Source organism: Tenebrionibacter intestinalis, assembly GCF_016632365.1.
GTDB classification, from domain to species: domain Bacteria; phylum Pseudomonadota; class Gammaproteobacteria; order Enterobacterales; family Enterobacteriaceae; genus Tenebrionibacter; species Tenebrionibacter intestinalis.
In genome coordinates this window covers 69,667-94,529 of sequence record NZ_JAEPBH010000007.1, presented here as the reverse complement: position 1 = coordinate 94,529, position 24,863 = coordinate 69,667, and the positions used below count along the sequence as shown (strand labels likewise).

General features: G+C 57.4%; 25 protein-coding genes and 1 riboswitch. Of the genes, 12 read left to right on the top strand and 13 right to left on the bottom strand.

Annotation, left to right across the window (positions count from 1 at the left end; genetic code table 11):
- The first annotated feature begins 24 nt into the window (after positions 1-24).
- The 5 genes from cecR to JJB97_RS04215 are packed head-to-tail and all read left to right on the top strand — an operon-like array spanning position 25 to position 5,687.
- Complete coding sequence (gene cecR, locus JJB97_RS04235) at positions 25-723, top strand: transcriptional regulator CecR (RefSeq protein ID WP_238712614.1); 699 nt, start codon at positions 25-27, stop codon at positions 721-723.
- The gene (hlyD, locus tag JJB97_RS04230; protein WP_263457853.1) at positions 710-1,711 is read left to right on the top strand and encodes a secretion protein HlyD; all 1,002 of its coding nucleotides are present in this window, start codon (positions 710-712) and stop codon (positions 1,709-1,711) included. The genes cecR and hlyD overlap by 14 nt, the downstream gene beginning before the upstream one ends.
- Positions 1,698-3,443: an ATP-binding cassette domain-containing protein gene (locus JJB97_RS04225; RefSeq protein ID WP_238712612.1), complete on the top strand. Its 1,746-nt coding sequence runs from the start codon at positions 1,698-1,700 to the stop codon at positions 3,441-3,443. Before hlyD ends, JJB97_RS04225 begins: the two co-directional genes overlap by 14 nt.
- Positions 3,444-3,450: 7 nt before the next feature.
- Positions 3,451-4,569 (top strand): ABC transporter permease, encoded by a 1,119-nt coding sequence (locus tag JJB97_RS04220; RefSeq protein WP_263457856.1) that lies wholly within the window; start codon positions 3,451-3,453, stop codon positions 4,567-4,569.
- Positions 4,570-4,580: 11 nt separating this feature from the next.
- Positions 4,581-5,687 (top strand): ABC transporter permease, encoded by a 1,107-nt coding sequence (locus JJB97_RS04215; RefSeq protein WP_238712610.1) that lies wholly within the window; start codon positions 4,581-4,583, stop codon positions 5,685-5,687.
- Here JJB97_RS04215 and JJB97_RS04210 read toward each other — a convergent pair.
- Positions 5,649-6,062 (bottom strand): YbhQ family protein, encoded by a 414-nt coding sequence (locus tag JJB97_RS04210; RefSeq protein WP_238712608.1) that lies wholly within the window; start codon positions 6,060-6,062, stop codon positions 5,649-5,651. The genes JJB97_RS04215 and JJB97_RS04210 overlap by 39 nt on opposite strands.
- A 142-nt stretch (positions 6,063-6,204) precedes the next feature.
- Here JJB97_RS04210 and JJB97_RS04205 point away from each other — a divergent pair, with 142 nt between their 5' ends.
- The 3 genes from JJB97_RS04205 to JJB97_RS04195 are packed head-to-tail and all read left to right on the top strand — an operon-like array spanning position 6,205 to position 9,169.
- Complete coding sequence (locus JJB97_RS04205; protein ID WP_238712606.1) at positions 6,205-6,966, top strand: endonuclease/exonuclease/phosphatase family protein; 762 nt, start codon at positions 6,205-6,207, stop codon at positions 6,964-6,966.
- The gene (clsB, locus tag JJB97_RS04200) at positions 6,963-8,204 is read left to right on the top strand and encodes a cardiolipin synthase ClsB (protein ID WP_238712604.1); all 1,242 of its coding nucleotides are present in this window, start codon (positions 6,963-6,965) and stop codon (positions 8,202-8,204) included. Before JJB97_RS04205 ends, clsB begins: the two co-directional genes overlap by 4 nt.
- Before the next feature lie 29 nt (positions 8,205-8,233).
- Positions 8,234-9,169, top strand: a complete 936-nt coding sequence (locus tag JJB97_RS04195) for a lysylphosphatidylglycerol synthase domain-containing protein (protein ID WP_399198053.1) — start codon at positions 8,234-8,236, stop codon at positions 9,167-9,169.
- A 109-nt stretch (positions 9,170-9,278) separates the two neighbouring features.
- Here the strand turns inward: JJB97_RS04195 and JJB97_RS04190 are convergent, their stop codons facing one another.
- The 6 genes from JJB97_RS04190 to moaA form a co-directional block, all read right to left on the bottom strand.
- Positions 9,279-9,986, bottom strand: coding sequence for a Bax inhibitor-1/YccA family protein (locus tag JJB97_RS04190; RefSeq protein WP_238712602.1), 708 nt, complete (start codon positions 9,984-9,986; stop codon positions 9,279-9,281).
- Between the two features lie 188 nt (positions 9,987-10,174).
- Positions 10,175-10,624, bottom strand: a complete 450-nt coding sequence (gene moaE / locus JJB97_RS04185) for a molybdopterin synthase catalytic subunit MoaE (protein WP_238712599.1) — start codon at positions 10,622-10,624, stop codon at positions 10,175-10,177.
- 1 nt (position 10,625) lies between these two features.
- Complete coding sequence (moaD, locus tag JJB97_RS04180; protein WP_238712598.1) at positions 10,626-10,871, bottom strand: molybdopterin synthase sulfur carrier subunit; 246 nt, start codon at positions 10,869-10,871, stop codon at positions 10,626-10,628.
- Positions 10,864-11,349: a cyclic pyranopterin monophosphate synthase MoaC gene (gene moaC / locus JJB97_RS04175; protein WP_238712596.1), complete on the bottom strand. Its 486-nt coding sequence runs from the start codon at positions 11,347-11,349 to the stop codon at positions 10,864-10,866. Before moaC ends, moaD begins: the two co-directional genes overlap by 8 nt.
- Positions 11,350-11,351: 2 nt before the next feature.
- Positions 11,352-11,864 carry a molybdenum cofactor biosynthesis protein B gene (gene moaB / locus JJB97_RS04170; RefSeq protein WP_238712595.1) on the bottom strand — a complete coding sequence of 171 codons (513 nt, stop codon included), beginning with the start codon at positions 11,862-11,864 and terminating at the stop codon, positions 11,352-11,354.
- 14 nt (positions 11,865-11,878) lie between these two features.
- On the bottom strand, positions 11,879-12,868 hold the full coding sequence (gene moaA, locus JJB97_RS04165) for a GTP 3',8-cyclase MoaA (RefSeq protein WP_238712593.1): 990 nt from the start codon (positions 12,866-12,868) through the stop codon (positions 11,879-11,881).
- Positions 12,856-12,988, bottom strand: a riboswitch (molybdenum cofactor riboswitch). It overlaps the preceding gene by 13 nt.
- 230 nt (positions 12,989-13,218) lie before the next feature.
- On the opposite strand from moaA, the gene yvcK reads away from it, so the two are divergent.
- The gene (gene yvcK / locus JJB97_RS04160) at positions 13,219-14,127 is read left to right on the top strand and encodes a uridine diphosphate-N-acetylglucosamine-binding protein YvcK (protein WP_238712592.1); all 909 of its coding nucleotides are present in this window, start codon (positions 13,219-13,221) and stop codon (positions 14,125-14,127) included.
- Between the two features lie 128 nt (positions 14,128-14,255).
- Here the strand turns inward: yvcK and uvrB are convergent, their stop codons facing one another.
- The 5 genes from uvrB to bioB form a co-directional block, all read right to left on the bottom strand.
- Entirely contained in the window at positions 14,256-16,277 is a 2,022-nt protein-coding gene (uvrB, locus tag JJB97_RS04155) for an excinuclease ABC subunit UvrB (protein ID WP_238712590.1), read from the bottom strand.
- Between the two features lie 705 nt (positions 16,278-16,982).
- Entirely contained in the window at positions 16,983-17,669 is a 687-nt protein-coding gene (gene bioD, locus JJB97_RS04150) for a dethiobiotin synthase (protein WP_238712589.1), read from the bottom strand.
- A 137-nt stretch (positions 17,670-17,806) separates the two neighbouring features.
- Positions 17,807-18,562 (bottom strand): malonyl-ACP O-methyltransferase BioC, encoded by a 756-nt coding sequence (bioC, locus tag JJB97_RS04145; RefSeq protein ID WP_238712587.1) that lies wholly within the window; start codon positions 18,560-18,562, stop codon positions 17,807-17,809.
- A complete protein-coding gene (gene bioF / locus JJB97_RS04140) occupies positions 18,546-19,697 on the bottom strand; it encodes an 8-amino-7-oxononanoate synthase (protein ID WP_238712585.1) in 1,152 nt (383 codons plus the stop codon). Before bioF ends, bioC begins: the two co-directional genes overlap by 17 nt.
- The gene (bioB, locus tag JJB97_RS04135; protein WP_238712583.1) at positions 19,694-20,725 is read right to left on the bottom strand and encodes a biotin synthase BioB; all 1,032 of its coding nucleotides are present in this window, start codon (positions 20,723-20,725) and stop codon (positions 19,694-19,696) included. Before bioB ends, bioF begins: the two co-directional genes overlap by 4 nt.
- Positions 20,726-20,808: 83 nt before the next feature.
- On the opposite strand from bioB, the gene bioA reads away from it, so the two are divergent.
- Genes bioA through JJB97_RS04120 form a run of 3 tightly spaced genes read left to right on the top strand, consistent with a single transcriptional unit; the run spans position 20,809 to position 23,333 of the window.
- The gene (bioA, locus tag JJB97_RS04130) at positions 20,809-22,137 is read left to right on the top strand and encodes an adenosylmethionine--8-amino-7-oxononanoate transaminase (RefSeq protein WP_238712581.1); all 1,329 of its coding nucleotides are present in this window, start codon (positions 20,809-20,811) and stop codon (positions 22,135-22,137) included.
- A gap of 27 nt (positions 22,138-22,164) precedes the next feature.
- Entirely contained in the window at positions 22,165-22,845 is a 681-nt protein-coding gene (locus JJB97_RS04125; protein ID WP_238712579.1) for a type 1 glutamine amidotransferase domain-containing protein, read from the top strand.
- Between the two features lie 11 nt (positions 22,846-22,856).
- Entirely contained in the window at positions 22,857-23,333 is a 477-nt protein-coding gene (locus JJB97_RS04120) for a kinase inhibitor (protein WP_238712577.1), read from the top strand.
- Positions 23,334-23,453: 120 nt separating this feature from the next.
- Here JJB97_RS04120 and JJB97_RS04115 read toward each other — a convergent pair whose 3' ends face one another.
- A complete protein-coding gene (locus JJB97_RS04115; protein ID WP_238712576.1) occupies positions 23,454-24,842 on the bottom strand; it encodes an amino acid permease in 1,389 nt (462 codons plus the stop codon).
- Positions 24,843-24,863: the final 21 nt, after the last annotated feature.

Sequence of the window (24,863 nt, the reverse complement as noted above, 5' to 3'; positions counted from 1 at the left end):
ATTGATTAGCTTTATACTGACCGTATGCCTTCATTTTCTGCCCCGCCTACGCCACGCGGCGAACAGGCGAAAAATCAGCTAATCCAGGCTGCAATCGCCCAGTTTGGCGAATACGGTATGCACGCCACAACCCGCGATATCGCCGCGCAGGCGGGGCAAAACATTGCCGCCATCACCTACTATTTCGGCTCGAAAGAAAAACTTTATCTTGCATCCGCCTGCTGGGTTGCCGACTTTTTCAACCAGCATTTTCAAGAGCACATTGAGCGGACACAATACCTGCTTGACGCCGCACCGCCCGATAAGGCCGCTATCCGCAACGTTATTCACCGCGCCTGCCGCCTGACAACGGAATTACTCACGAAAGACGACACGCTACAACTGAGCAAATTTGTATCCCGAGAGCAGCTTGCGCCAACAGACGCCTACGCTATTCTTCATGAACGTATGATCGCACCTCTTTATCAGTATTTCTCCCGCCTTATAGCGCGCTATACGGGGCAAGATGCCGACGCGACCGAAACTATTTTGCACGTACACAGCTTAATAGGCGCAATGGTGGGCTTTCGCCTTACTCAGGAAACCCTCTTTATGCGCTGTGGATGGACACAATTTACCAAAGCGCGATCTCAACTGATCGCAAAAGTTATCTTGCAGCAGGTCGATTTTATTTTGCAGGGATTATCTACGCAGCAAGGAGACGTTAAGAATGAAAATCCGTAAATCCATTGCGGCAGTTTTAGCTGTCATCGTGCTGCTGGCCGTCGGCGGATGGCTCTGGCAGCAAAGCCAGAAAGATAAGCCGCTGACGCTCTACGGCAACGTGGATATCCGCACCGTCAATATGAGTTTTCGCGTAAGCGGGCGCCTGGAAGCGCTCAATGTTGACGAAGGCGACGCCATCAAAGCCGGGCAGGAGCTGGGAACGCTTGACCGCGCGCCCTACGTTAACGCGCTACATCAGGCCGAGGCCAACGCGCAGGCCGCGCAGGCGCAGTACGATTTGGTAAAAGCAGGCTATCGCGCCGAAGAAATAGCCCAGGCCGCCGCCGCCGTCAGGCAGGCGCAGGCTGTCGCCGCTTATGCACAAAACTTTTATCAACGCCAGCAAGGGCTATGGAAAACCCGCGTTATCCCGGCAAACGATCTCGAAAACGCACGTTCTTCCCGCGATCAGGCGCAGGCGAACCTGAAGGCGGCCCAGGATAAACTTAACCAGTTTCGCACCGGCAATCGTCCTCAGGAAATCGCCCAGGCCAAAGCAAGCCTGGCGCAGGCCGCAGCAAGGGTTGCGCAGTCAAAACTCGATTTACAGGACACCACGCTTGTCGCGCCGTCAGACGGTACGCTGCTGACGCGCGCCGTCGAGCCGGGAACGATGCTTAATGCAGGCAACCCGGTACTGACGCTCTCGCTAACCCGCCCCGTTTGGGTACGCGCCTATATTGATGAAATCAATCTCGGCCAGGCGCAGCCCGGCCAGACGGTGTTGATATACACCGATGGCCGTCCCGATAAGCCGTATCAGGGAAAAATTGGCTTTGTCTCTCCAACCGCCGAGTTCACTCCTAAAACCGTAGAAACCCCCGACCTGCGTACCGATCTGGTCTACCGCCTGCGCATTATTGTTACCGATCCCGATAACGCGCTGCGTCAGGGAATGCCGGTTACCGTGCATTTCAGCGACGGAGCGCGCAATGACAGGCGCTGACGATACAATCACGCTGGCAAACGTTGTGCGCCGTTTTAAGGGCATGCGCAAACCAGCGGTAGCAAGCCTTAACGCCACCGTGCGCGCAGGCGGCGTTACCGGGCTGGTGGGGCCAGACGGTGCGGGCAAAACCACGCTAATGCGTATGCTTGCCGGGCTGCTGGAGCCCAGCGAAGGCGAGATTAAGGTTATCGGTTTAAACCCGATACGCGACGATCGCGCGCTGCACGCGCGCCTGGGCTATATGCCGCAAAAATTCGGCCTGTATGAGGATCTCACCGTACAGGAGAATCTCGATTTGTACGCCGATCTGCGTAGCGTCGCCGGCGAACAGCGCAAAAAAACGTTTACGCGCCTGCTTGAATTCACCGCACTGGCGCCGTTTACCAGGCGGCTGGCGGGCAAGCTTTCCGGCGGCATGAAACAAAAGCTGGGGCTGGCCTGCACGCTGGTCGGCCAGCCGGACGTGCTGCTGCTCGACGAACCCGGCGTTGGGGTCGATCCTATCTCCCGCCGCGAGCTGTGGCAAATGGTGCATGAGCTTGCCGGTGAAGGCATGTTGATTCTCTGGAGCACCTCATACCTGGACGAGGCCGAACAGTGCCGCGAAATTATCCTGTTAAACGAAGGTGAAGTGCTGTGGTGCGGCGAGCCGAAAGCGCTAACGACCCAAATGGCCGGACGTAGCTGGCTTATCTCCAGCCCGGATGAAAATAACCGTCAGCTTCTGCAAAAGGCGCTCAGACTGCCGCAGGTAAGCGATGGCGTTATTCAGGGAAAATCCGTACGCATCATACTGAAAAAGGATGCCAGCATGGATACCGTGGCCGACAGCCTTACATTATCTCCCGAGCGCCTGGCGCAAACCCCGCCGCGCTTTGAAGATGCGTTTATCGATCTTCTCGGCGGCGCGGGCGCTGCCGAATCACCGCTGGGCGCCATTCTGCGCCATGTTGAAGGCAGTAAAGATGAAACGGTGATCGAAGCGCGTGGGTTAACGAAAAAATTTGGCGATTTTGCCGCTACTGACGACGTCGACTTCAGCGTCACGCGCGGCGAAATTTTCGGTCTGCTCGGCCCCAACGGCGCAGGCAAATCCACCACGTTTAAAATGATGTGCGGCCTGCTGGCGCCTACCTCCGGCAAGGCGCTGGTGCTGAATATGGATCTGAAGACCAGTACCGGCAAAGCGCGCCAGCGCCTTGGCTACATGGCGCAAAAATTTTCGCTATACGGCAATCTGACCGTGGAGCAAAATCTGCGCTTTTTCTCCGGCGTTTATGGCCTGCGCGGGCGCGCGCAAAACGATAAAATCGCCAGCATGAGCGGCGCGTTCAACCTGCGTCCAATATTTAACCATACGGCCGACTCTCTGCCGCTGGGATTTAAACAGCGCCTGGCGCTGGCGTGTTCGCTCATGCATGAGCCGGATATTTTATTCCTGGACGAGCCGACATCAGGCGTCGATCCCCTTACGCGTCGCGAATTCTGGCTTCATATTAACAGCATGGTCGAGCGAGGCGTGACGGTGATGGTTACCACCCACTTTATGGATGAAGCTGAATACTGCGACCGCATCGGCCTGGTTTACCACGGCAAACTTATCGCCAGCGGTACGCCCGACGCTCTCAAACAGCAGGCAGCCGATGCCGAGTACGCCGATCCCACTATGGAGCAGGCGTTTATTACACTGATTCACCGCTGGGATAAGGAGCACGCCAGTGGCAGCTAACTCCCTTCTGGTCTGGCGCCGGGTACGCGCCCTGTGTCTGAAAGAGATGCGCCAAATTCTGCGCGATCCCAGTACCTGGCTGATTGCCGTTGTGATCCCGCTGCTACTGCTGTTTATCTTTGGCTACGGTATCAATCTCGACTCCAGCAAACTACGGGTCGGCATACTCCTCGAACAACAAAGTAAAGAGGCGCTGGACTTCACGCACGCTATCAGCGCATCGCCCTTTATTTCGCCCACCGTTAGCGACAACCGCCAGCAGCTCACGCAGATGATGCAGGCCGGGCGCATTCGCGGGCTGATTGTCATCCCGGTAGACTTCGCCGCACGTATGGCGCGCGCAGGCGATCGCGCGCCTGTACAGGTCATTACCGACGGCAGCGAACCCAATACCGCCAACTTTGTGCAGGGCTATATGGAGGGCGTATGGCAGCTATGGCAACAGCAGCAAGCGGCAGATCGCGGCGAATCGTTTGAACCGTTGGTGGATATACAAACCCGCTACTGGTTTAACCCGGCGGCCATCAGCCGGCATTTTATTATCCCCGGCGCCGTCACCATCATCATGACGGTAATTGGCGCGATTCTGACCTCGCTGGTTGTGGCGCGCGAATGGGAACGCGGCACGATGGAGGCGTTGCTCTCCACTGAAGTCACTCGCAGCGAACTGCTGCTTTGTAAACTTATTCCCTACTATTTTATCGGCATGCTGGCCATGCTGATTTGCATGCTGGTCACGGTGTTTATTCTTGGCGTACCGTACCGCGGTTCCCTGTTGCTGCTGTTTTTTATCTCCAGCCTGTTTCTACTCAGCACGCTGGGTATGGGCCTGCTGATTTCCACGCTGACGCGCAACCAGTTCAATGCCGCTCAGGTGGCGCTGAACGCCGCCTTTCTCCCCTCGGTAATGCTTTCCGGGTTTATTTTCGAGATAGACAGTATGCCCGCAGCCGTACGCGCCGTGACTTATATCATCCCGGCACGCTACTTTGTCAGTACGCTGCAAACGCTGTTCCTTGCGGGCAATGTTCCCGTGGTGCTGGCGATAAATGTGCTGTTTCTGATTGCATCAGCCGTGATGTTTATCGGCCTTACCTGGCTTAAGACTAAACGTCGTCTCGACTAAGGAAGCACGCTATGCTGCATCGATTATGGACGCTTATTCGCAAAGAACTGCAGGCGCTGCTGCGTGAGCCGCAAACGCGCGCCATTTTAATCCTGCCGGTTATTATCCAGGTGGTGCTATTTCCGCTGGCCGCCACGCTGGAAGTGACCAATGCCACAGTCGCCATTTACAACGAAGACAACGGGCGGCACGCCACGGAACTAACCCAGCGCTTTGCACAGGCCAAAGCCATCAGCCATATTTTGCTGCTCAAAAGCCCGCGGGAGATTCGCCCCACGCTGGATACAAAAAAAGCGCTACTGCTGATTCGCTTTCCGGCGGATTTTTCCCGCAATATCGACCAGGGCAGGCAGAGCAAATTGCAGCTTCTCCTGGACGGACGCAACTCTAACAGCGCCCAAATTGCGGCCAACTACCTGCAACAAATCGTTAAAAACTGGCAGCAGGAAATGACGGCAGGCCAGCCGATACGCAATAACAGCGAACTGGTGGTGCGCAACTGGTATAACCCAAATCTGGATTACAAATGGTTCGTTGTCCCCTCGCTTATCTCCATGATTACTACCGTAGGCGTCATGATCGTAACGTCGCTGTCGCTGGCGCGCGAGCGGGAACAGGGCACGCTCGATCAACTGCGGGTATCGCCGCTGGCGACCTGGCAGATTTTCATCGGCAAGGCGGTGCCCGCAGTGGTGGTCGCCATATTCCAGGCCTCTATCGTGCTGGCGGTAGGCATACTTATCTATAACATCCCGTTCGCAGGTTCGCTGGCGCTGTTTTATTTTGCAATGGTGATTTATGGGCTGTCGCTGGTAGGATTTGGGCTATTTATTTCCGCCTTCTGCGCGACGCAGCAGCAGGCGTTTATCGGTGTGTTTGTCTTTATGATGCCGGCCATTCTGCTTTCCGGCTATGTCTCGCCGGTGGAAAACATGCCGGTGTGGCTGCAAAATCTGACGTGGGTAAACCCTATTCGCCACTTTACCGATATCACCAAGCAAATTTACCTGAAGGACGCCAGCCTGAACATCATCTGGCAAAGCCTGTGGCCGCTTCTGATTATCGCAGCCACAACGGGATTAGCGGCGTACGCCATGTTTCGCCGCAAGATTGCCTGAACGGCGCCGGTCTTTCATCATCAGTGAAAACAGCGCCGGCCCTGCCAGTACCGCCAACCCGGCGGCGGCAAGCAAAACATTATTATGAATTACTTTTGACATCAGCCAGATAGCTATCAGCGCCGCGCCAAAATACCAGGTCGTCGTCATCTCTTCCAGGAACTCGCACAGTTCCCGCCGCCACCCGTCAGGGTAACGCTGGAAGGCCAACATCAGCGCAACCGTCAGCACATACAGCACGCAAAGCCCCAGCCCCACGCGCACCATTGCATTACTCATCCAGCCCATAACGAGCAACGCCACCACCAGCAAATGCAGCATAATCTGCCAGCAACTAAGGCCAGTTGCGACACGAATACGTTGTTGCCATTTCATGGCTTCTCTCCTTATAGATTTTCTTCCTGTCTATGAGACAAACGTAAGACTACCGTACTTTAAGGAAAATTCTCGAAGCCGCAAACTTTTTGTGACAGAGACTACACTTTATTTTTATACGGAAAGCCCGATCGGGAGACGCATGGCAGAAGCAACATCGCGATTTTCATTACGGATACTTACCATCAACACCCACAAAGGCTTCACCGCTTTTAACCGGCGTTTCATTCTGCCGGAACTGCGTGAAGCCGTGCGCAGCGTGGGCGCAGATATTGTCTGCCTACAGGAAGTCCTGGGCGCGCACGACATTCACGCCCTGCAAATTGAAGGCTGGCCGGCAACCCCCCACTACGAGTTCCTCGCAGATACTCTCTGGCAGGACTATGCTTACGGCCGCAACGCGATGTATCCGGAAGGGCACCACGGCAACGCCGTGCTGTCACGTTATCCGATAGCACAATACGAGAATCTTGATATTTCCGTTAGCGGCCATGAGAAACGCGGGCTGCTGCACTGCGTCATCGCACTGCCCGGGTTACCGGCGCCTGTGCATATTATTTGCGCCCATCTTGGGTTACGGGAGCGCCATCGCACCGTGCAGCTCAGGCTGTTAGCCGAACACGTTAATCGCCTGCCCGCAAACGAACCGGTGGTGGTGGCCGGTGATTTCAACGACTGGCGTCAGCGCGCTAATCGCCCGCTGCGTAATATTGCCGGGCTGGATGAAGTCTTCACCCGGGCTTACGGCCGCCCGGCGCGTACTTTCCCGGTGCGCTTTCCGCTGCTGCGCCTCGATCGTATTTACGTTAAAAATGCCTCCGCCAGTCATCCTGAAGCGCTGACGCTGCACGACTGGCGCCATCTTTCGGACCATGCCCCTCTGGCAGTGGAGATACATCTGTGACAAAAAACGGCTGGCGCGACGGCAACCGCATTGTTCTGCTTGAAAACGGCGATACATTCTTCCCGGCGGTATTCTGCGCCATTAAAGGCGCCCGCAGCCGGATTATTCTCGAAACGTTTATCTGGTTTGAAGACAGCCTAGGCTGGCGGCTACGTGAAGCGCTGCTCAGCGCCGCCCGTCGCGGCGTGCGAATTGAATGTCTGCTTGACGGCTATGGCACGCCCAAATTCAGCGACGCTTTTGCCGGCGATCTGGTGGCCGCAGGCGTGGTGCTGCGTTTTTACGATCCGCGGCGGCGGATATTCGGCATGCGAACCAACGTATTTCGCCGTATGCATCGCAAAATTGTTGTTGTGGATGAGAACGTCGCGTTTGTCGGCGGTATCAATTTTTCTGACGAACACATGCTGAACTATGGCCCTCAGGCCAAACAGGATTACGCGCTGCGTCTTGAAGGGCCAATTGTAGAAGATATTAGCCTCTACGTAGAATCCAACCTGCCCCGGCGCGAGGATGTACCGCGCTGGCGCCAGGGCCGCCAGCCCCCCCGGGACAACACCCCTCCCGGCGATGCGCAGGCGCTGTTTGTCTGGCGCGATAACAACGAGCACCGTGCAGACATCGAACGCTATTACCTCAGGATGCTGGCGAACGCCAGGCGCGAAGTGATTATTGCTAATGCCTATTTTTTCCCCGGCTATCGGCTATTGCACGCGATGCGCAACGCGGCCCGCCGCGGGGTGCGGGTAAAATTGATTGTACAGGGCGAACCGGATATGCCGATTGTTAAAGTGGGCGCACGGCTGCTCTATCACTACCTGCTCAAAGGGGGCGTTTCCATTTACGAATATCAGCCGCGCCCGCTGCACGGTAAAGTCGCGCTCATGGACGACAGGTGGGCGACGGTGGGTTCCAGCAATCTCGATCCGCTAAGCCTGTCGCTGAATCTGGAAGCGAACGTCATCATTAATAGCCGGCAATTCAATCAGCAATTGCGCGATAATCTTGATCGACTCATACGCTGCGACTGTCATCAGATTGACGAAGCCAACCTGCCGCGCCGCACCTGGTGGAAAATAGGCTTTAGCGTGCTGGCGTTTCACTTCCTGCGCCACTTCCCGGCTATTCTGGGCTGGTTGCCGGCCCACACGCCGCATATGACGGTCGTATCAACAGTGCAGTCGGCGCTGGAAACCGGCGATCGCACGCGCCCGGGCGATTCAGAAGTGAATTCGTGATGCCGCGCTTAAAGGGAAAATGGCAGCGCATGAGCAAACTGCTCACTACCGTCTTTCTTGCTGCGGTCGTGGCGCTGATGGTGATTTATGCCCGCAAAATAGACTGGGAAGACGTCTGGCTCGTTATTCGCAATTATGACCGTCGCGCGCTATACGGCGCCTGTATGCTGGTAATGGTGAGCTATTTTATCTACGGCTGTTACGATCTGATGGCGCGCGCCTGGTGCGGCCATCATATCGCCAAACGCCAGGTTATGATGGTGGCGGTTATCTGCTATGCCTTTAACCTTACGCTCAGCACCTGGGTGGGAGGCATCGGCATGCGCTATCGCCTGTATTCCCGCCTGGGGCTGAAGGGCAGCGCGATTACGCGCATTTTCTCGCTTAGCATTACCACCAACTGGCTTGGCTATATTTTGCTGGGCGGTATCTTGTTCACCTTCGGCATGGTGCCGCTGCCGTCACACTGGTACGTGGATGAAAACACGCTGCGTCTGCTGGGGGGCGCGCTACTGGCGATTGTCGCCGCGTATCTCTGGTGCTGCGCTCGCGCTAAAAAGCGCAGCGTAACGGTACGCGGCCATACCCTGGAGCTGCCCGGCTGGCGCTTTGCCCTGTTGCAGTTTACGATCTCTGCGGCTAACTGGATGGTAATGGCGGCCATTATCTGGCTATTGTTGGACAGGGAAACCCATTATTTTTTCATTCTTGGCGTGCTGCTGGTAAGCAGCATTGCGGGGGTAATTGTACATATTCCGGCGGGTATTGGCGTGCTTGAAGCGGTATTTATTGCGCTGCTGGCCGGCGAGCATATTGCGCACGGCCAGGTCATCGCCGCCCTGCTCGCCTATCGCGTACTCTATTTCTTCGTGCCGCTGGCGCTGGCGATATTTGGCTATCTGTGGCTGGAAAGCCGGGCAAAAACGCTGCGTCGGGTAAACGAAAAGCGTAAACCGGGCGGCTGAATGCCAGGGCTGCAACAGACAGTGTTACTGCGATTATCGTCTACAGGCGGGAGCGAATCAGGCGTCACCGGCTTTAGCGACGCCTGGAGATAATGTGTCTGTTACCCTGTTAGCGGCGATTGCCCATAATGCGCAACATCATCATAAACAGGTTAATAAAGTCGAGATACAGCGTAAGCGCGCCCATAATGGAATATTTGCGCAGCGCGCCGCGATCGCTTACGTCAATCTGCTCGCCGATATTTTTCAATTTCTGCGTGTCATAGGCCGTTAACCCCACGAAGACCAGCACGCCGATATAGGTAATTGCCCACATCAGCGGCGCGCTCTTAAGCCAAAGGTTCACCAGCGAAGCCAGAACGATGCCGATCAACGCCATAAACAGCAGACTGCCGAAGCGGCTCAGGTCTCTCTTAGTGGTGTAGCCATAAACGCTCATTGCGCCAAACATTCCGCCGGTTACCGCAAACGTGCTGGCAATAGACGAGTAGGTGTACACAACAAAAATACTGGCAAACGTCAAACCGGTCAGCGCCGAATAAAGCATAAACAGCGACGTGGCAACGCCAGGACTAAGCCTGCGAACCATACCGGAGAGCACAAACACCAGCGCCAGTTGGGCGATAATGAGGCCAAAAAAGGTGATTTTGCTGGAGAAAACAAACATCATTATAGCTGGCGTGTTAGCCGCAAACCACGCGACAAATGCGGTCAGCAACAGACCGCAGGTCATCCAGCCATAAACCTGCGCCATATACGTCTGCAGGCGGCTGCCCGCCTGCACAATAGCGCCATTCGTTTGTGGGTATCGCTCCATGATTTTACCTCATAAGTTGAAGAACCGTTGTCGAACCGGCCAATCACCGGCAGCGCCAGAAGCTTCTCTGCGCCAAAGAACGCACAGAGCGGGCAGGCGAACCTCATTCATGCAGGCAAAATGCGCTGGCGCAGCCGGTACATATTAGCCCTTTGGCATAAAGACTAACACATCCTGCGCAGAGTGGCTTACCAGCGCGTAGCCGCCGCCCGGTCGCTGTCGCGCGCATCAACCCAGCGTTCGCCATCCTGCGTGGCCTCCCGCTTCCAGAATGGCGCGCGGGTTTTCAGATAATCCATAATAAATTGCGCGGCTTCAAAAGCCTGACTGCGGTGCGCGCCGGTTACTCCGACGAAAACAATCTCATCGCCCGGCCACATCTCGCCGATACGGTGGATAACCGACACCCGCTGCAGCGGCCAGCGCGACCGCGCCTTGGCAACGATGTCAGCCAGCGCTTTTTCCGTCATGCCCGGATAGTGCTCAAGCGTTAGCGCGCTAACGCTGTCGCCAAGATTGTGATTGCGTACTTTGCCGGTAAAGGTGACGACCGCGCCGTCTTCGTCGCTCTGCGACAACCACTGATACTCATCGCCTACGCTAAAATTATCGCGCCCCACCTGAATCCGCGTTTTCATATCAGCCTCCGGTCACCGGCGGGAAAAAGGCCACTTCGTCCCCATCCTTAATGGCATGCTGCGGCGTCACCAGCGTCTGGTTAACCGCCGCCAGCAGCTTACCCGGCTCCAGCGCCAGCGCCCATCGCTCGCCGCGCGCGGCCAAATGCTGACGCAGCGCCTCTACGCTTGAAAAATCATCGTTAAGCGTCAGGCTATCGCAGCCTACCAGCTCGCGCACCTGCGCGAAAAACAGCACGTTAATCATGGTCAACCGCCCTGAAATCGCCCGATTTACCGCCGCTTTTGGTCAGCAGGCGCACCGGGCCTATGACCATATCTTTCTGCACGGCCTTGCACATATCATAAATAGTCAGCGCAGCAACGGTGGCCGCCGTCAGCGCTTCCATCTCGACGCCGGTTTTTCCCGCAAGGCGACACAGCGTCGTGATGCGCACGCGGCTGTGCTGCGCCTGGGCCTGAAGCTGCACCTCGACTTTACTTAATAGCAGCGGATGACAAAGCGGAATCAGCTCCCACGTACGCTTGGCGGCCTGTATACCGGCAATGCGCGCGGTGGCGAACACATCGCCCTTGTGATGGCTGCCGTCAATGATTTTCGCCAGCGTTTCAGGATTCATGGTGACATACGCCTCGGCGCGCGCTTCGCGAACCGTATCGGCCTTAGCCGATACGTCCACCATATGCGCTTCACCCGCGGCGTTAATATGGGTTAGCTGTGACATAACTATTTCTTAAGATGAGGGTGAAAATTACAGGGGCGCGTGCGGGCATCGATTTGCGGCGCAATAATATTTTCCCACGCGGTGCGACAGGCTTTGGGAGAGCCAGGCATGGCAAATATCAGCGTCTGGTTAGCAATCCCCGCCACCGCGCGCGATTGTAACGTTGAGGTGCCGATTTCTTCGAAAGAAAGCATACGAAACATTTCGCCAAATCCAGCGATTTCGCGATCGAACAGCGCCAGCAACGCCTCCGGCGCCTGGTCGCCCTCAGTCAGCCCCGTGCCGCCGTTAATCAGCACCACCTGTACGTTTTCGTCGGCAATCCAGGCCGACACCTGAGCACGAATAGCGTAACGGTTTTCTTTAACAATCGCTTTTGCCACCACGTGATGCCCTGACTCCTGCGCCGCATCGCGTAAATAGTGGCCGGAAGTATCGTCTTCTTCGCCACGACGGTTGGAAATGGTTAATACGGCGACGCGCGCCGGAATAAATTCTGCGCTTACCTGACTCATGTTGCTTCTCCTGATTATCCGCCGATCCAGGACAAATTCTGCGTAATACCGGTGTTTCCCTCGTGCAGAAAGTGGGCCTGTTTTTTGTGCGCAAGCGCGCGCGCTATACGCGCCTGCAGTTCCGCCTGCGAATCATCGCTGGCCAGCAAATCTCGCAGCGTAATGCCGCCGTCGCCAAACAGACATAAATGCAAATTGCCCAATGAAGAGACGCGCAGTCGGTTGCAACTGGCGCAGAAGTCTTTTTCATAAGGCATAATAAGGCCGATTTGCCCTGCGTAGTCCGGATGGGTAAACACCTGCGCCGGGCCATCGCTGCGCCCGCGCAACTGCTGCGTCCAGCCGCGTTCAAGCAGCGCGTCGCGCACCGTCGCGCCGGAGATATGGTGCTTGCGAAACAGGCTGCCGCCGTCCCCGGTTTCCATCAGCTCAATAAAGCGCAGTTGAACGGGACGCGGCTTAATCCATGCCAGAAAAGTATCAAGCTGATGGTGATTTACGTCGCGCATCAGCACCGTATTGACCTTCACGCGCTCAAACCCGGCCTCAAAGGCGGCATCAATGCCCGCCATCACCTGCGTGAATTTATCTTCGCCGGTAATGGCGTGAAACTGGCGCGCGTCAAGGCTGTCAACGCTGACATTGATGTGGGTCAGTCCGGCCTCGCGCCACGCCCGCACGTCACGCGCCATTCGATAACCATTAGTCGTGACCGCCACCTGGCGAATAGCGTCGTTATCCGCCACGGTGCGAACAATATCGGTAAAATCGCGGCGCAGCGTAGGCTCGCCGCCGGTCAGGCGCACTTTTTCCGTGCCGAGCGCCGCAAACGCGCTCGCGACGCGGCGAATTTCATCGCACGTCAAAAAGCTTTTGTTTGCAAGGCCGTTAGGCCGGTAGCCATCGGGCAGGCAATAGGTGCAACGAAAATTGCACACATCGGTAATCGACAGGCGCAGATAATAAAATCTGCGTGCGTAAGCATCGGTAAGTTGAGAAACCATGTACACCTTTCCAGATACGGGAGATGCAGTCATTTCTTCCTGCACCCTGGCGACCCACAGGCCACGGCCAGAACGCCCTATCGTGCGACTTAGGCGTAAAGGCTTGAGTGTTTTGTTTAACCCGGTCAGCAACCGGCTACTGGCGATAGTAGCGCTAAAAAACCGATCGCGCCATTAACGCTATTCGCTATATATCTCTGTACATATCGGCTGAATACGCCATTTTCACTACAGAATACGTACAGTACGCAATTTTGCCTTGATATATATCATAACCCTCTCCAGGGCAGGATCGTTTTTCGTGGCGTTTTACGCTACCTTAGGCGCAAAACGATAATGAAGGAATGATTATGCGTAGCCGTACTCTCGCCGAACTTGACAGAGTGGTCGCTCTCGGCGGCGGTCATGGGCTGGGACGCGTGATGTCATCGCTCTCTTCGCTGGGCTCCCGCCTGACCGGCATCGTGACCACTACAGATAACGGCGGCTCCACCGGCCGCATTCGCCGCGCCGAAGGCGGCATAGCATGGGGTGATATGCGTAACTGCCTGAACCAGTTAATCACCGAGCCCAGCGTCGCTTCTGCAATGTTTGAGTATCGGTTTGGCGGCAACGGCGAACTGGCGGGCCATAACCTTGGCAACCTGATGTTAAAAGCGCTCGATCACCTGAGCGTGCGCCCGCTTGAAGCCATCAATCTCATTCGCAGCCTGTTGAAGGTGGACGCTTTTTTAATTCCAATGTCTGAGCAGCCGCTGGATCTGATTGCCACGGACGCCGAAGGCCATACCGTTTACGGCGAAGTGAATATCGACCAGCTATCGGCGCCACCTGCCGAGATGATGCTCTACCCGAAGGCCCCCACCACGCGTGAAGCGCTACAGGCCATTGCCGAAGCAAATCTTATTCTGATAGGGCCTGGGAGTTTCTACACCAGCCTGCTGCCGCTGCTGCTGTTAGACGAGTTGGCGCAGGCGCTGCGTCGCACCCCCGCGCCGGTGGTATTTATCGACAACCTTGGGCGCGAGCTAAGCCCCGCAGCGGCAAACCTGCCGCTGCGCCAGAAGCTGGACACCATTGAACGCTACGTTGGCAAGCCTGTTATTGACGCCGTGGTCATTGGGCCGCGCGGTGACGCGAAAGACGTTGACGGACTGATTGTAGTTCAGGAACCGCTGGAGGCGAGCGACGTCCCCTACCGCCACGATCGCCGGTTGCTGCGTCAGGCTCTGGAGAAAACCGTACAGGCGTTGGGGTAAAGATGACCAAAAATAACGAGGCAGGGATCATACGGCCCGCCTGTGAAAGCGCCGGTTAAGTCCCGTTCACTTTCGCTCATAACGGCATGGGTTACGCCCGTAAAGGGCGTAATCTCGCAAACATACCCTTAAGACACTGAGATAAACAATTCACGCAACTGATGCAGCCGGTCGCGGACCTCCGCCGCCGCTTCGAATTCAAGGTTCTGCGCATGCTGCATCATCTGCGCTTCCAGCTCCGCTATCTTCTGCTGCAATGCCTTCGGCGATAGCGCTTTATCGGCGGGCTCGACGCTGCCGACGCCCCGTGAGCGGCCCCGGCTTTTCGCGCGGGTATGCGCCAGGCTTTCGCCCAGCGACAGAATATCCACCACCTTCTTGTTAAGCCCCTGCGGCACGATGCCGTGCTCTTCGTTATAAAGCTGTTGCTTCTCCCGGCGGCGCTCGGTTTCGCCAATAGCCTTCGCCATAGACGGCGTAATTTTATCGCCATACAGAATGGCTTTGCCGTTTACGTTGCGCGCCGCGCGCCCGATAGTCTGAATCAGCGAACGCTCCGAGCGCAAAAAGCCTTCTTTATCGGCATCCAGAATCGCCACCAGCGAAACCTCCGGCATATCCAACCCTTCACGCAGCAGGTTGATGCCGACCAGCACATCAAATTCCCCCAGGCGCAGGTCGCGGATAATTTCCATACGCTCGACGGTATCAATATCCGAATGCAGATAACGCACGCGCTCGCCGTGCTCTTCCAGATACTCCGTCAGGTCTTCAGCCATGCGCTTGGTCAGCGTGGTCACCAGCACGCGCTCGTTGATAACAGAACGCGCACGAATTTCTGACAGCAGATCGTCGACCTGCGTCGCTACCGGGCGCACTTCGATAACCGGATCCAGCAGCCCCGTAGGGCGTACCACCTGATCGATAACCTCGCCGCCGGATTTTTCCAGTTCATAATTACCCGGCGTCGCCGAAACATAAATGGTTTGCGGCGCCAGCGCCTCAAATTCTTCAAATTTCAGCGGGCGGTTATCCAGCGCCGACGGCAGACGAAAACCATATTCCACCAGCGTCTCTTTACGCGCCCGGTCACCGCGGAACATACCGCCGATCTGTGGAATGGTGACGTGGGATTCATCAATAACCAGCAAACCGTCAGCAGGCAAATAGTCAAACAGCGTAGGCGGCGGCTCTCCCGGCCCGCGCCCGGACAGATAGCGCGAATAGTTTTCAATGCCAGAGCAGTAGCCCAACTCGTTCATCATCTCAAGGTCAAACTGCGTGCGCTGGCTCAGGCGCTGCTCTTCGAGCAGTTTGTTATTCGCAAGCAGTACTTTACGCCTGTCACCCAGCTCTACCTTGATATCCTCCATTGCCTGCACAATACGGTCGCGCGGCGTCACGTAGTGGGTTTTGGGATAGATAGTGTAGCGCGGCACGATAGTTTCCACCTGCCCGGTAAGAGGGTCAAACAGCGACAGGCGCTCAACTTCTTCATCAAACAGTTCCACGCGCAGCGCAATATCGTCTGACTCCGCCGGAAAAATATCAATCACCTCGCCGCGAACCCGGAAGGTGCCGCGCTGAAACGCCTGATCGTTGCGGGTATATTGTAACTCGGCCAACCGACGCAAAATGGCGCGCTGATCGATGATCATACCTTTGGTCAGGTGCAGCATCATTTTCAGGTAAAGATCGGGATCGCCCAGGCCGTATATCGCTGACACCGAGGCCACCACCACCACATCGCGCCGTTCAAGCAGCGCCTTGGTCGCCGACAGACGCATCTGTTCAATGTGTTCGTTCACCGACGCATCTTTTTCAATAAAGGTATCCGAACTCGGCACATACGCTTCCGGCTGGTAATAATCGTAATAGGAGACGAAGTACTCCACCGCGTTTTCGGGAAAAAACTCCTTCATTTCACCGTAAAGCTGCGCCGCCAGCGTTTTATTGGGCGCCAGCACCATCGTCGGACGCTGTAGAGCGGCAATCACGTTGGCCACGGTGAAGGTTTTTCCGGAACCGGTCACGCCCAACAGCGTCTGATGGGCAAGGCCATCTTCCAGCCCCTCTTTCAGGCGACGAATGGCGTCAGGCTGATCGCCGGAAGGTTTAAACGCGCTGTGGAGTACGAAAGCTTTACTCATGAGGAAATACTCTGGTGAAGGAGGAGCGGGCCGGACAATAATTTTACTCATCTGCGCATTTTTTGCCAGTTAAAGCTGGATGAAAAACCAGTAACGGCGCGTGGGCAGAGTAAAAACGCGGCACCGGGCGCCAGGCGGTTACGGCGGCAAAACCCGCCAAAAAACGCGGCATTATGGTTATCCCCAACGCTTTTCAGCTTTTAACATTTGTCAAGCTGGCTAATGAAAGTTTTGTTACAGCAAGGCTGGCGCAGGGGCAAGGATTGATTTTAACCAACTTACTGAATATTAATAAAAAATAAGAAAAGACGGCTTTCGCGCCAGATCGGGCCTGAAGCTTGTCCCTTCTCGCTTACCGCACGTTTTCTAACTCTAATACACAAGGTTATCCACAGGAATAGTGGATAACTGCGCCAGGCCCCTGGTACAAGCCGCCCTGGCGAAAACAGAAAATTCAGAGCACGGATGGAAAAAAAATCTTTTGCGCTTTTTTTCACGTTTTTTAGTCTTAATTTTCCAGGTGACGGCGCTCGCCTGTTCACCATAACGGCCTTACGGGATCTTATTACCCCTTCGCACCGATCCTGTCGGGTAATGATCACTGCTTGCGCGATGTGGGATCGATACAAACGTTATCCCGCCTCGACACGCGTTGCGCAAAAGCCCGAACAGTCACGCCCGACAACGCGTGCGGGATACGTATAATCAATGGCCGTTCAACGCCGCCAGAGACAGCCAGCGCCCGGCATTCTGTTCTGCGCCGGCATCAGGCAAATGGGGGATCTCTCCCAACAACGGCGCGGGCAGACGCGAAACCAGCGTAGCAAGGTAGCCGGTATGATAGCGCCCCGGCGGCTGAACGTTGTTAGCTATCCAGCCTGCCAACGTCAGCCCTGACGTCTGCACCGCCTGCGCCGTCAGCAGCGCGTGATTGATGCAGCCAGGTTTAATCCCCACCACCAGGATAACCGGCAGCCGTTCACGCACGACCCAGTCGGCAAAGGTGGCGCTGGCGGACAGCGGCGTAAACCAACCGCCCGCCCCCTCCACCTGTATCCAGTCAGCGCGCTCTTCCAGCGCGCGCAGCCCGGCAGACAGAGTGTCGAAATTGACAGGCCGCCTCTCCAGCGCGCTAACAATGTGCGGTGACGTAGGCTCCAGAAAGGCAAGGGGATTGACCTGCTCGTAGCGCAGCGCGACACTGCTGCTGCGCTGTAGCGCCAGCGCATCGCGATTACGGATGCCTTGCGGCGTCATTTCACTGCCTGACGCCACGGGCTTATACCCGGCAGTGCGGTAGCCTGCCCAACGCGCCGCCTGCAGCAGCGCGCAGCCGGCAGTGGTTTTCCCCACATCAGTATCGGTTCCGGTAATAAACCAGCGTTTCGTCACGTTAGTTCTCCACTCATGTTTTCGTTCAGACAATTTCCCCCCCGGGCGCTTGACGGCTAAAGCGGCTTACCTGCCAGGGCTGTTGCAGAGCAAAGCGTAACGGCAGGCCCGCGCGTCATTCACTGCGACGCGTAAGATCAACCGGGCGCCAGCACGCCATAGAAAAGCCGATAGCTCAGCGGGCAGGCCCCCCGCTGCTTTGGCCAGGCAAGATTCAGCGCCTTTAGCTGGCCGCGGGTCAGAACACGCCCCTCACGCCCGGCGTGCAGATGGGTGGCGCCCACGCCCTTAAGCGAACGCATCGCGCTGAGCGCATCGGTAAAATCCAGCGTTACGCGCTCAACATGGAAATCCGCCAGTCGCCCCCCGCTGGCGGCAATGATTTGCTGAAGGGTCGGAAAACGGTTGGTATGCGCGTAGACATCCACCGCCCTCCAGGCCTGAGTCAGTTCGGCAAGCGAACCGTCGCACACTGTACTAAACGCCACCCTGCCGCCTGGACGCGTCACGCGCAGCAGCTCGCGCAGTCCCCGGGCAAGATCGCCGCACCACTGCACGACCAGGTTGCTCCACACCAGATCAAAACAGGCGTCCGGCAACGCCAGCGCTTCAATATCGCCGCTCAGGTAACGGTGCGCCGCGCCTGCCGCACGCGCCTGCGCCAGCATCTCACGGGAAAGATCGAGCGCGGTCACCCGGCTGCCGCGCTGCCGCCAGAGCAGGCTGTACATTCCGGTACCGCAGCCGGCGTCAAGCACCTCCGGCCACGCTCCATAAGCTACGCGTTGCATTAGCCTGTCTCCACAGAGGCGCTGTAAACCGGCAAAGCGATCGTAGGTGGTCGCCGCACGTCCAAAAGCGGCCGCAACGGCAGATTTATTCACAACAGACATGCAGCGCCTCCAGCAGCGCGTCAATATCCTCAGGGCAGTGCGCCGCGCTGAGGGTCAGGCGCAGACGCGCGCTGCCCGGCGACACCGCAGGCGGACGAATGGCGTTGACCCAAAAACCGCGTTCACGCAGGCTGTCAGCCAGCGCCAGCGCGACAGCGTTATCACCGACAATCAGCGGTTGTATCGCCGTGGGCGAAGCCGCCAGCGGCAGCGCGGCTGCCCCGTTGCGCAGGCGCTGAATATTATCCTGCAGACGCGCGCGCAGCGTTTCGCCTTCCTCGCCGGCAAGAATCTCCAGCGCTGCGCTTATCGCCTGCGCCTGGGCAGGCGGCATCGCGGTGCTGTAAATCAAATGGCGGGCAAACTGCAGCAGGTAGTCTGCCAGCGCCTCGCTGCACAGTACCGCCGCGCCGCTTACGCCGAACGCCTTGCCAAACGTGACGATCAGCAGTTCGGGAGTAACCCCGGCCTGCGCGCAGCTACCGCGCCCGGCCTCGCCGGTTACGCCCGCGCCGTGAGCGTCATCCACCAACAACCAGGCCCCGGCTTCGCGCGTTGGCGCTGCTATTGCGGCCAGCGGCGCGCTATCGCCGTCCATACTGAATACGCCTTCAGTTATCACCAGCCGCTGGCCCGTACAGGGTTTTTCCAGCATATGCCGCAGCGCCGCCGTGCTGTTGTGGGCAAAGCGCCGCAGCTCGGCCTGGCTCTGGCTGACGGCTTCCAGTAACGAGGCGTGGCTCAGACGATCGGCGATAAACCGATCGCCCCGCTGCGCCAGCGCGCTGATAACCGCGTGGTTGGCCGCAAAACCGGAGATAAACAGCAGCGCGCGCGGGTAACCCAGCCATTGCGCCAGCCGCAGCTCAAGCCGCCGGTGCGCTTCGCTGTAGCCGGTTATATGGCCGGAACCGCCGCTGCCCACGCCGTAACGCCGCGCCCCTTCCTGCCAGGCGGCCACCACGGCCGGATGTTGACTCAGTCCAAGGTAGTCATTACTGGAAAAATTGCGCCAGCGCTGTTCGCCACGCGTCAGAAACCGCCCACATCCCTGCCTGACGGGCGTACGCACGCGCAGCGTCTGGCTCTTACGCCGCAGCGCCAGCGCTGCGGCAACACGTTCAGGCCAGCTCATTGCGCCGCCGCATTATAAAATTGCGCAGGCTCGGCCTCGCGCAGTTGGCGTGCAAGCTGCGCCTGTCGTTCGTTATCACCCTCTTCAACTGCATGCCGCTGCGCAGTCAGCCCCAGTTTGCGAAACAGCCGCTGGTCCGCGTCTTCTTCCGTATTAGGGGTTGTCAGCAGTTTGCAGCCGTAAAAGACAGCGTTGGCTCCGGCCATAAAACACATCGCCTGAGTCTGTTCGTTCATCTGTTCGCGGCCCGCCGACAGGCGCACATAAGCGCGCGGCATCAGGATACGCGCCACGGCGATGGCGCGGATAAAATCAAACGGATCGACATCTTCATTATCGGCAAGCGGCGTGCCTTTAACCTTTACCAGCATATTCACAGGAACGCTTTGCGGCGGTGTGGGCAGGTTTGCAAGCTGCATCAGCAGGCTGGCGCGATCGTTTACTGTCTCCCCCAGCCCGATAATGCCGCCGGAGCATACTTTAATCCCGGCATCGCGCACGCGCTCAAGCGTATCAAGGCGTTCCTGGTAGCTGCGGGTGGTGACGATATTGCCGTAGAACGCGGGCGAAGTGTCGAGATTATGGTTGTAGTAATCCAGCCCGGCGTGCGCCAGGCGCTGCGCCTGCGCATCGCTCAACGCCCCCAGAGTCATACAGGTTTCCATCCCCAGCGCTTTCACGCCTTTGACCATCTGCTCAAGCCAGGGCATGTCGCGATCGCTCGGGTTTTTCCACGCCGCCCCCATACAAAAACGGGTGGCGCCTGCAACGCGCGCCCGACGCGCGGCTTCCAGCACCTGCTCTACGGCCATCAGCTTTTCCGCCTCCAGCCCGGTCTTATAGCGCGCGCTCTGCGGGCAATACTTACAATCTTCCGGGCAAGCGCCGGTTTTTATCGACAGCAGCGTACTAATCTGCACCTGTTGCGGGTCAAAATGCTGCCGGTGTATCTGCTGCGCCTCAAACAGCAGTTCCAGTAGCGGTTTTTCAAACAAAGCGGAAACCTGGGAGAGCGTCCAGTTAGCCATAGCATCCTCAAAGGTGGTGTTTATTTCGTTTTTTGTTAGTATTGTAAACCTAAATGTTTTAATAATGGTTTACAATAGTCGTTATGCAACCTGCTGATTTATTATTCGATAGTCAACATATCTGGCACCCTTACACCTCCCTGACCCGACCATTGCCGGTTTACCCTGTGGCCTCGGCGCAGGGCTGCGAACTGGTGCTCGACAGCGGCGAACGGCTGGTTGACGGCATGTCATCGTGGTGGGCCGCCATTCACGGTTACGGACATCCACGCCTGACGGCAGCGCTGCAGGCGCAGGCGCAGCGCATGGCGCACGTGATGTTCGGCGGTATCACCCACCAGCCCGCAGTGGATTTATGCAGGCAACTGGTGGCGATAACGCCCGGCGCGCTGGAGTGCGTATTTCTGGCCGATTGCGGATCGGTGGCGGTGGAGGTCGCTATGAAAATGGCGCTTCAGTACTGGCAGGCGCGCGGCGAGCGGCGTCAGCGCTTTCTGACGGTGCGCAACGGCTACCACGGCGATACGTTCGGCGCAATGTCAGTGTGCGATCCCGATAACGCCATACACAAATTGTGGCGCGGCTACCTGCCGGAAAACCTTTTCGCCCCGGCGCCCGCCAGCCGCTTCGCCGGCGAATGGAATGAGCATGACATTGCGCCGTTTGCCCGCCTGTTGGCCGCCCATCGTCATGATATTGCCGCGGTCATTCTGGAACCTGTCGTGCAGGGTGCGGGAGGCATGCGCATGTACCACCCACAGTGGCTCAGGCGCATTCGCCATATGTGTGACCGGGAAGGCATTTTGCTGATCGCCGATGAAATCGCCACCGGCTTTGGCCGCACCGGCAAACTCTTTGCCTGTGAACACGCCGGGATCGCCCCGGACATCCTGTGTCTGGGAAAGGCGCTCACCGGCGGTATGTTGACGCTTTCCGCCACGCTGACTACCCGCGAAGTCGCGCAAACCATCAGCAACGGCGAGGCTGGCTGCTTTATGCACGGCCCAACATTTATGGGCAATCCGCTCGCCTGCGCCGTTGCCTCGGAAAGCCTCGCGCTGCTGGCGGAGAACCGCTGGCAGGCACAGGTGGCGAGTATAGAAGCGCAGCTTCGCGACGCGCTGCAGCCGCTTTGTGAAGAGCCACGCGTGGCTGATGTGCGGATCCTGGGGGCGATTGGCGTTGTGGAAAGCCGCATCCCGGTCAATATGGCCGCGATGCAGCGATTTTTTGTAGCCTCCGGCGTATGGATACGCCCGTTTGGCCGCCTGATTTATTTGATGCCCCCTTATGAAATTACGCCCGTGCAGCTAACACGCCTCACTACCGCACTCAGGCAGGCATTGCGCAAACCCGAACTGTTCCAGTCCTCAAACGCGGCATTCCCTGAGACCATGCGCTACACTTCGTGACACAACGGCCACTTGCGGAGCAACGTAATGAAAGTACTTATGGTGCTGACCTCACACGACAAACTGGGTAATACCGGTAAAAAAACCGGCTTCTGGCTGGAGGAGTTCGCCGCGCCGTATTATGTTTTTCTGGACGCGGGCCTGGAGGTGGCGCTGGCCTCGCCGCAGGGCGGGCAGCCGCCGTGCGATCCCGCAAGCGAAGAACCTGACGCGCAGACCAACGATACCGCACGTTTTCACCGTGACGCGCAGGCGCAGCGACGGCTGGCCGATACCCTGCGCTTAAGCGACGTCCAGCCCGCGGCGTTTGACGCTATTTTTTACCCCGGCGGCCACGGCCCGCTGTGGGATCTGGCGCAGGATGCGCAATCGCTTGCGCTCGCAGAGGCCTTTTGGGCCGCGGGCAAACCGTTAGGCGCAGTTTGTCACGCTCCCGGCGCGCTGTGCGGGGCTAAAAAACCTGACGGTTCGCCGCTGGTACAGGGCAAACGCGTCACCGGCTTTACCAATAGCGAAGAAAAAGCGGTCGGGCTAACGGACGTCGTTCCTTTTCGGGTCGAGGATGCGCTAAAACAGGCCGGCGGGCAGTTCGAACACACGAAAGACTGGGGTGAATTTACCCTTGTAGACGGCCACCTGGTCACCGGGCAAAATCCCGCCTCATCTGCTGCTGCCGCGCAGGAGATTCTGAAGCTACTGAATCGTTAACAGGAGCCGTTATGCTGCTTACCAGTAGAGATTTTCAGAACGGAGATAAACTGCCGATGCGTCACGTATTCAACGGCATGGGCTACCAGGGTGAAAATATTTCGCCTCATCTGGCGTGGGATGACGTTCCCGCCGGCGCAAAAAGTTTTGTCGTCACCTGTTTCGATCCCGATGCCCCTACCGGTTCCGGCTGGTGGCACTGGGTGGTCGCCAACCTTCCCGCCGATACCCGCATATTGCCGCAGGGCGCAGGTTCCGGCCTGGCCGCGCTGGCGGAAGAAGCCGTGCAGACCCGCACCGATTTCGGCACTACAGGCTACGGCGGCGCAGCGCCGCCAAAGGGCGATACCCACCGCTATATTTTCACCGTACACGCGCTGAACGTGGCGCATATTGACGTGGATGAAAATGCCAGCGGCGCGCAGGTCGGTTTCCAGGTTCATTTCCATTCGCTGGGCAACGCCTCCCTCATCGCACGGTTCAGCTAACGGTATGCGGGGGCGTTGACGGCCCCCGTAAAAGAGGCGACAAAAGAAAAACGCGCTTTTCCTTTTTGTGAAAACCGGGCGCCTTCTTTTGATTTTTCACTGACCAGGACGCATTCACGGTTACGACATTTCCTGCCCGATCGCCGGCTGCCTTGCGCTTTTGCGCACCCAGGCATACCACACCAGCGTCAGCAGCCCTAACCACGCCACCCCGGCGATAAGCGCCATTCGCGTCTCCTGAACGGCGCCCAGCACCACAATCACCAGCCCCAGAAACAGCAATGTCAGCAACGGCGCCAGCGGCCAGAATGGGACAGGAAACGCAATCTGCGCGCGCGCCTGCGAAGTTAACCCGCGTCGCATAGCAAAATGCGACAGCAAAATCATCAGCCAGACCCAGAGAGTAGCGAACGCCGCCAGCGACGCGATAAGAACAAACACCTTTTCAGGCATAATGTAATTCAGCACAACCGCTGCCAGCAGCGCCGCGCCCATCACCAGCACGGTCATCCAGGGCACGCCGTTGCCGGCAATCCGCTGGAAGCTGCGCGGCGCCATGCCTTCTTTTGACAGGCCGTACATCATACGCCCCGCGCCAAAAATATCGCTGTTAATGGCTGAAATAGTGGCGCTAATAACAATAATATTCAGTATGTTGGCCGCCGCCGGAATGCCAAGCCCGCTAAAAATAAGCACAAACGGGCTGCCCTGCTGCCCTATCTGATTCCACGGAAAAATCGCCATCAATACCAGCAGCGTGCAGACATAAAACAATACAATGCGCAGCGGAATGGTGTTGATGGCGCGCGGGATCACTTTTTCCGGGTTCTTCGCTTCCGCTGCGGTAATGCCGATAATCTCGATGCCGCCGAAGGCGAACATCACAATGCCCAGCGAGGCGATAACGCCTGTCCAGCCGCTGGGCATAAAACCGCCGTTAACCCAAAGATTTTGCAAACCGGTTGCCGGAAAATGGTGGCCGAACCCCAAAAAGATAATGCCGGCGCCGGCGATAATCATGGCGATAATCGCGGCCACTTTAATCAGCGAAAGCCAGAATTCCATCTCACCGAAAATACGCACGTGGCACAGATTCATTGCGCCAATAAAGCAGATAATGCTCATCACCCAAATCCAGCGCGGCACATCGGGATACCATAACCCCATATAGATCCCAAACGCCGTAACGTCGGCAAGACAGACGATTATCATTTCAAAGGTGTACGTCCAGCCGGTGATAAACCCCGCCAGCGGGCCAAGATAACGCCAGGCATAGCTGCTAAAGGAACCGGAGACGGGGTCGCGCACCGCCATTTCACCGAGCGCGCGCATAACGATAAACACGGCGGCGCCGCCAATAAGGTAAGCCAGCAGCACGGCAGGCCCGGCTATCTGGATAGCGGCCGCGGAGCCATAGAACAACCCGGTGCCAATAGCCGAGCCAAGCGCGATGAAGCGAATATGCCGGGCATTCAGCCCGCGCAACAGTTGTGGTTTATGTTGTTGCATATGCGAGTGTCCTGATAATTG